Here is a 5670-nt window from a genome sequence, read left to right on the forward strand (position 1 = left end):
ATTTCACCTCGGTGCGGAATGAAGTGCGGTGGTTTTTGAGCGTGTTTTTTCGTGCGTAGCGTGCAACTTGTTGCACGACCGAACCACGCACGGAACGTTATTCAACCCCTTTCGGGTATTCACGATTTCGTGCGTAGCGTGCATCTTGATGCACGAAAGATTTTCCCTTATGAGCGTTTTTTATTCGTGCAACGAGTTGCACGCTACGGGGAAATTCCACCTCGGTGCGGAATAAAGTGCGCTTTTGATGGCGCACGCTTCACAGCGTGTGCCGATAACCGATTGATATAAAAGGCACGCGTTAGGAAACGCGCGCCATCAAAAAGGGTACGCTACGGGGATTAGGTTGAAAATATAAACATTTTTGTTTATAATTGTTTCCACTTAAAAACACGGAGGAACGATGAAACAACGAGAGTTTTTAAGGTGGCTGAAAGCACAAGGTGTAGAAACAAAAGAGGGTACCAACCACATTAAGCTATACCTAAACGGTAAACAATCGGTTCTGCCGCGACATCCCACGAAGGAAATCGCCAAAGGAACGGAGTTCGCCATTAAAAAGCAATTAGGTCTTAATTAAACGAATGCCCTCGAAAGGGGGCATTTTTTAAAGAGGTTGACTATGTTATATCCAGCAAAATTTGAAAAAGAAGAAAGTGGGCTTTATGCCGTGTCTTTTCGTGATATTCCGGAAGCGATTACTTGTGGAGATGATTATGACGATGCCGTGAAGATGGCAAAAGACGCGTTGCTTACTTGTATGGATTTTTATTTTGAAGATCATCGCCGCGTTCCGTTGCCAAGCGCACCGGAGGAGGGCGAGGTGCTTATCGAATTGCCGGCAAGTGTCTTTGCCAAGGTTTTATTGCTCAATGAGATGATCGAACAAAATGTGTCAAACGCTGAATTAGCCCGCCGTATCAATGCAAAACCGCAGGAAGTTCAGCGTATCACAAACCTTGGGCATATCACAAAAATTGACACCATCGCAAAAGCGATTACCGCCCTTGGAAAACAATTTGAGTTACGCATTGTTTAGTGCGCAGCGTGATTCCATCATTGTAGCGTGCATCTTGATGCACGACCGAACCACGCACGGAACGTCATTCGACATCTTTCGGGTGTTCATGATTTCGTGCGTAGCGTGCAACTTGTTGCACGAATGATTCAACCTCGGTGCGCGATTCACTGATTCTCTCGTAGCGTGCATCTTGATGCACGAAAGATTTCCCTTATGAGCGTTTTTTATTCGTGCAACGAGTTGCACGCTACGGGTTTACATTATGCATACATACTACTACAATGACGCATAAAGGGTGAGGGATATGTACACGATTGTTGAATCTCATATTTACACAAAAATGGCTTCTGCGATTTTAACGCAAGATGAGCAAGAAGCGCTTGCCACGTTTATCGCAATGCAACCCGAATCGGGCGATGTGATTCCGCATTCGGGCGGTTGTCGCAAATTACGCTGGCAACGGCAAGGCATGGGTCGGCGCGGTGGAAGTCGGGTGATTTATTTTAATCAACTTAACAACGGCAAAATATGTCTGTTGTTAATTTATGCAAAAGCAAAATCTGAGACGATTCCGGCGCACTTGCTGAAACAATTAAAGGAGGAATTGGAAAAATGACGATAGATTTAGAAAAAATCAATATTGCCGAACACGAATTCACCGGTGAAGAAATCGGCGAGCTGTTGTTAAGTTCCGTACGCCAAATAAAGACCGGGCAATGCCGTGAGCGCGAGATCACCAATGAGGCGATTGCCGCACGCAAAAACACCGGGTTGTCGCAATCCGCCTTTGCGCAACTCATGGGAATTTCCGTCCGCACGTTACAAGGCTGGGAGCAAGGCAGACGCAAACCCACAGGCGCAGCAGCAACATTATTAAAAATCGCCACCCACCACCCCGATGTATTATTGGAGCTTGCCGGTTAGACTCGCACTCCGTAGCGTGCATCTTGATGCACGAATGATTTTACCTCGGTGCGCGATTCACTGACTTTCTCGTAGCGTGCATCTTGATGCACGACCGAATCACACACGGAACGTTATTCACCACCTTTCGGGTATTCACGATTTCGTGCAACAAGTTGCACGCTACGGGAGCGTTTATTATTTCTGTATGCGGCGACTATTGGCATTTTTGCGTGGGGCGTTGTATGCTAAGACAAAATTGAACACCACAGGAGATGATATGTTAAATGAAACCAAACCTCAGACGCCTTTTCAGGAGAAAATCTCATCTCTATTTCAACAGTCCTTAACCGAAGAACAGCGTTTCTTGCAAGGTATTTTGCGCGGCGAAATACAAACATTTTCACACGAAGAAGTTGTCGCCACCTTGCGTGAGACGTTAAAACGATGAAGCAGGATTATATCGTTCGTTGGTCTGAAATGGCGCGTTTTCAGCTGTTGGACAAAGCGGAATATATTCGCGCACAAGCCAATAGCGATGAGATTGCAGATAAATTTCTTGATGAGATTGTGCGTTTAGCAGAAAAACTCAGCTTTATTGCAGATGCGTACGCCGATGGGCGATTTCATGTTTTTCCGCTAAAAAATGGGCATTCCGTTAAATTTTTAGTGGTCGGTTCGTATATTATGATTGCCGCCTTTTTACCTCGTGGCATCGATCATTAATCCATTCCCACCATCGTCTATTCCACATCGTAGCGTGCATCTTGATGCACGAAAGATTTTCCTTATGAGCGTTCTTATTTCGTGCAACAAGTTGCACGCTACGGGAGAGAATGATTTTACCTCGGATCGGAATGAAGTGCGGTGTTTTTTGAGGCGATCCGGCGTTGCGACGTGGATTTCGTTAATTGACAATTTTTTTGTGATACGCCATAATTTTGAAGAACTGGGGGACTGGTCCTCCCCCAGTAAATTATCGGGTTAGTGAGCCGGCAAAGACCAGAGCAACAACACGATAACTAGGATAATGGTCTTCAACATTATATTATCCTCTTCATTGTAAGGTTTAAGCCTTACACTCACTTTCAAGATTACCCCTTGAAAGTGAAATTATTATGGTTCGACACACCGAATTCATCAAGATGTCTTTTAAGAAAGCCCGATAATCAATTATCGGGCTTTTTATTTCGCTTTTGATGGCGCACGCTTCACAGCGTGTGCCGATAACCGAATATAAAAGGCACGCGTTAGGAAACGCGCGCCATCAAAAAGGGTTATTCCATATCGTAGCGTGCATCTTGATGCACGACCGAACCACGCACGGAACATTATTCAACCCTTTCGGGTATTCACGATTTCGTGCAACAAGTTGCACGCTACAGGGTTCACTGGTGTTCACTATTTTAAAAAGGTGTATGTTGATTATAGTGAGTTACGATGAGTTATGTTAAGTTTATTGATAATTTAAAGCCCTAGTTGTAGAATGCCCCCGCTATCTCCATTTATGCTTTGTATATGAATTTTGAACAAATAGTAAATTCTTCAATTAGCGATTTCCAAATGCTAATGGATAGTCTATCATCTTCGTTAGCGGTGGGACCCATAACAGAGTCAGATTTTATACTCCTTTCTAGAGGGTATGGTAGGGTAAATTGGGATTATGTTATTAATAAGTATAATCCTGATGATAGTTTTGATTTTTGTTTTAAATTAAAAGAGATTGATTGTCGTTCCGCTGTTTTATCGGGTGCTTTTATCTCGTCATTTATACTGGAAAAAGAAACTTTAGAGATATACGGTATAGAAAATTTTAGTGACGATGTTCTGAAAGGTAAAATGCTCCTATATTCACTATTTGCTTGCCTTATTTTTATGAAAAAGCTGGATGGCAAGTATATAAAGTTAGTAGATGTGGAAGAAGGTAACAATGCCTTACGCGATTACTATCGCCAGTTTGGGTTTATCGAAGACGGTTGCCAAGATTTGATAATTTCGTTAGATGCTTTAGAAGAACATCTAAGAGAAAAGGAGTAAGTAAAATGAAAGAGAGAAAATATTCCACTCAAGAGGTGTACAAACGTAGTGGTGAAGTTATGGATTTACTTCTCAAAGTCGCACCCAAAATGCTAGCAGATGAGCGTTATCTTTTCAAAGGCGATGAAACGCATGGTCCGAAAAAGGAAAATAGAAAAGTAGCGTAAAGTAATTAATAAAAGATATAAACGGTTAGTTTTAGACTAGCCGTTTTTTTATGCCTAAAATAAATATCCGCTTAAAAAAACAAGCAATCAAACTTCATCTAGTGCGTAGCGTGCATCTTGATGCACGACCAAACCACGCCGGAACGTTATTCAACCTCTTTCGGGAATTCACGATTTCGTGCGTAGCGTGCATCTTGATGCACGACCGAACCACGCACGGAACGTTATTCAACGCTTTCGGGTATTCATGATTTCGTGCAACGAGTTGCACGCTACGGGTTTACATTATGCACACACTCTACTACAATGACGTATAAAGGGTGAGGGATATGTACACGAAGGAGGAATTGGAAAAATGACGATAGATTTAGAAAAAATCAATATTGCCGAACACGAATTCACCGGTGAAGAAATCGGCGAGCTGTTGTTAAGTTCCGTACGCCAAATAAAGACCGGGCAATGCCGTGAGCGCGAGATCACCAATGAGGCGATTGCCGCACGCAAAAACACCGGGTTGTCGCAATCCGCCTTTGCGCAACTCATGGGAATTTCCGTCCGCACGTTACAAGGCTGGGAGCAAGGCAGACGCAAACCCACAGGCGCAGCAGCAACATTATTAAAAATTGCCACCCACCACCCCGATGTATTATTGGAGCTTGCCGGTTAAGCGCGCCTTTCGCACTTTTGATGGCGCACGCTTCATAGCCTGCGCCGATAACTGATTGATATAAAAGGCACGCGTTAGGAAACGCGCGCCATCAAAAAGGGGTATTCCATATCGTAGCGTGCATCTTGATGCACGACTGATTTCCCCTCGGTACGGAATGAAGTGCGGTGGTTTTTGTGCGTGTTTTTTCGTGCAACAAGTTGCACGCTACGGGAGTTGATTTTGTGGGTGCTCAAGATTATAGTAAAACGCAATTTATTGAGGAGAAAATAATGTTGCTGACTGAAAAAGGGTATGACGCATTTTTAGCTGAGAATATTGCGCGAGGCAATGAGGATATTCTGATGGGGCGTTGTTATTCGTTAGAAGAGGCGCGCGCAACATGGCAACAAACTATTCAACAGAAAGCGGCGGAACTCGCGCAGTTGGATGAGCAACATGAGTCGGTTTATGGCTAATGTGATTTTGTCTAAACTCGCCACAGACAATATCAATGAAATCCTCGCCAATGTTTACGAATTCACCGGGTTTATTTCTACTCCGGAAAAACTCCTCGCCGAATTTGAAAAAACTTTCCGTTTGATTGCCTTTATGCCTGATGCCATCGGTCGTTTGCGCGAAGACGGTGAGCGTGAAGCCTTTTGTCGAAATTATCGTATTATTTATCGCGCTATTGAAGAAACCGTGTATATCAAAACGGTAGTTCATAGCCGCCGGCTTTATCCCCAACCCTCATTTTCACCTTAAGTCCGTAGCGTGAATTTTGATGCACAAATGATTTTGCGTGCGTGATTCCATGTAGCGTGCATCTTGATGCACGACCGAACCACGCACGGAACGTTATTCACCACCTTTCGGGTATTCACGATTTCGTG

At 43.8% G+C, this 5670-nt stretch carries 11 protein-coding genes; all 11 read left to right on the forward strand.

Annotated elements, in window-relative coordinates:
- Positions 1–403 precede the first annotated feature (403 nt).
- The 11 genes from Q0203_RS08000 (at position 404) to Q0203_RS08050 (ending at position 5542) form a co-directional block, all read left to right on the forward strand.
- Positions 404–580, forward strand: coding sequence for a type II toxin-antitoxin system HicA family toxin (locus Q0203_RS08000; RefSeq protein WP_209363529.1), 177 nt, complete (start codon positions 404–406; stop codon positions 578–580).
- A 42-nt stretch (positions 581–622) separates the two neighbouring features.
- A complete protein-coding gene (locus tag Q0203_RS08005) occupies positions 623–1039 on the forward strand; it encodes a type II toxin-antitoxin system HicB family antitoxin (RefSeq protein WP_296026335.1) in 417 nt (138 codons plus the stop codon).
- 286 nt (positions 1040–1325) lie between these two features.
- On the forward strand, positions 1326–1637 hold the full coding sequence (locus tag Q0203_RS08010; RefSeq protein WP_297931266.1) for a transcriptional regulator: 312 nt from the start codon (positions 1326–1328) through the stop codon (positions 1635–1637).
- A complete protein-coding gene (locus tag Q0203_RS08015) occupies positions 1634–1945 on the forward strand; it encodes a helix-turn-helix domain-containing protein (RefSeq protein WP_209363539.1) in 312 nt (103 codons plus the stop codon). Before Q0203_RS08010 ends, Q0203_RS08015 begins: the two co-directional genes overlap by 4 nt.
- 259 nt (positions 1946–2204) lie before the next feature.
- Positions 2205–2375 (forward strand): hypothetical protein, encoded by a 171-nt coding sequence (locus Q0203_RS08020; RefSeq protein WP_296026344.1) that lies wholly within the window; start codon positions 2205–2207, stop codon positions 2373–2375.
- On the forward strand, positions 2372–2650 hold the full coding sequence (locus Q0203_RS08025; protein ID WP_297931270.1) for a type II toxin-antitoxin system RelE/ParE family toxin: 279 nt from the start codon (positions 2372–2374) through the stop codon (positions 2648–2650). Before Q0203_RS08020 ends, Q0203_RS08025 begins: the two co-directional genes overlap by 4 nt.
- A 792-nt stretch (positions 2651–3442) precedes the next feature.
- Positions 3443–3961: a hypothetical protein gene (locus Q0203_RS08030; protein WP_297931272.1), complete on the forward strand. Its 519-nt coding sequence runs from the start codon at positions 3443–3445 to the stop codon at positions 3959–3961.
- Positions 3962–3966: 5 nt separating this feature from the next.
- Entirely contained in the window at positions 3967–4128 is a 162-nt protein-coding gene (locus Q0203_RS08035; RefSeq protein ID WP_295976698.1) for a hypothetical protein, read from the forward strand.
- A 355-nt stretch (positions 4129–4483) separates the two neighbouring features.
- Complete coding sequence (locus Q0203_RS08040) at positions 4484–4795, forward strand: helix-turn-helix domain-containing protein (RefSeq protein ID WP_209363539.1); 312 nt, start codon at positions 4484–4486, stop codon at positions 4793–4795.
- Positions 4796–5067: 272 nt separating this feature from the next.
- Positions 5068–5253 (forward strand): hypothetical protein, encoded by a 186-nt coding sequence (locus Q0203_RS08045; protein WP_296026362.1) that lies wholly within the window; start codon positions 5068–5070, stop codon positions 5251–5253.
- A complete protein-coding gene (locus Q0203_RS08050) occupies positions 5246–5542 on the forward strand; it encodes a type II toxin-antitoxin system RelE/ParE family toxin (protein WP_297931275.1) in 297 nt (98 codons plus the stop codon). Before Q0203_RS08045 ends, Q0203_RS08050 begins: the two co-directional genes overlap by 8 nt.
- Positions 5543–5670 lie beyond the last annotated feature (128 nt).

It is taken from the genome of uncultured Aggregatibacter sp. (assembly GCF_938046485.1).
In the GTDB taxonomy this organism is placed as follows: Bacteria; Pseudomonadota; Gammaproteobacteria; order Enterobacterales; family Pasteurellaceae; genus Aggregatibacter.

Coding starts and splice junctions, on each gene's coding strand:
- Q0203_RS08000 (WP_209363529.1), top strand. CDS start 404: ATGAAACAACGAGAGTTTTTAAGGTGGCTGAAAGCACAAGGTGTAGAA.
- Q0203_RS08005 (WP_296026335.1), top strand. CDS start 623: ATGTTATATCCAGCAAAATTTGAAAAAGAAGAAAGTGGGCTTTATGCC.
- Q0203_RS08010 (WP_297931266.1), top strand. CDS start 1,326: ATGTACACGATTGTTGAATCTCATATTTACACAAAAATGGCTTCTGCG.
- Q0203_RS08015 (WP_209363539.1), top strand. CDS start 1,634: ATGACGATAGATTTAGAAAAAATCAATATTGCCGAACACGAATTCACC.
- Q0203_RS08020 (WP_296026344.1), top strand. CDS start 2,205: ATGTTAAATGAAACCAAACCTCAGACGCCTTTTCAGGAGAAAATCTCA.
- Q0203_RS08025 (WP_297931270.1), top strand. CDS start 2,372: ATGAAGCAGGATTATATCGTTCGTTGGTCTGAAATGGCGCGTTTTCAG.
- Q0203_RS08030 (WP_297931272.1), top strand. CDS start 3,443: ATGAATTTTGAACAAATAGTAAATTCTTCAATTAGCGATTTCCAAATG.
- Q0203_RS08035 (WP_295976698.1), top strand. CDS start 3,967: ATGAAAGAGAGAAAATATTCCACTCAAGAGGTGTACAAACGTAGTGGT.
- Q0203_RS08040 (WP_209363539.1), top strand. CDS start 4,484: ATGACGATAGATTTAGAAAAAATCAATATTGCCGAACACGAATTCACC.
- Q0203_RS08045 (WP_296026362.1), top strand. CDS start 5,068: ATGTTGCTGACTGAAAAAGGGTATGACGCATTTTTAGCTGAGAATATT.
- Q0203_RS08050 (WP_297931275.1), top strand. CDS start 5,246: ATGGCTAATGTGATTTTGTCTAAACTCGCCACAGACAATATCAATGAA.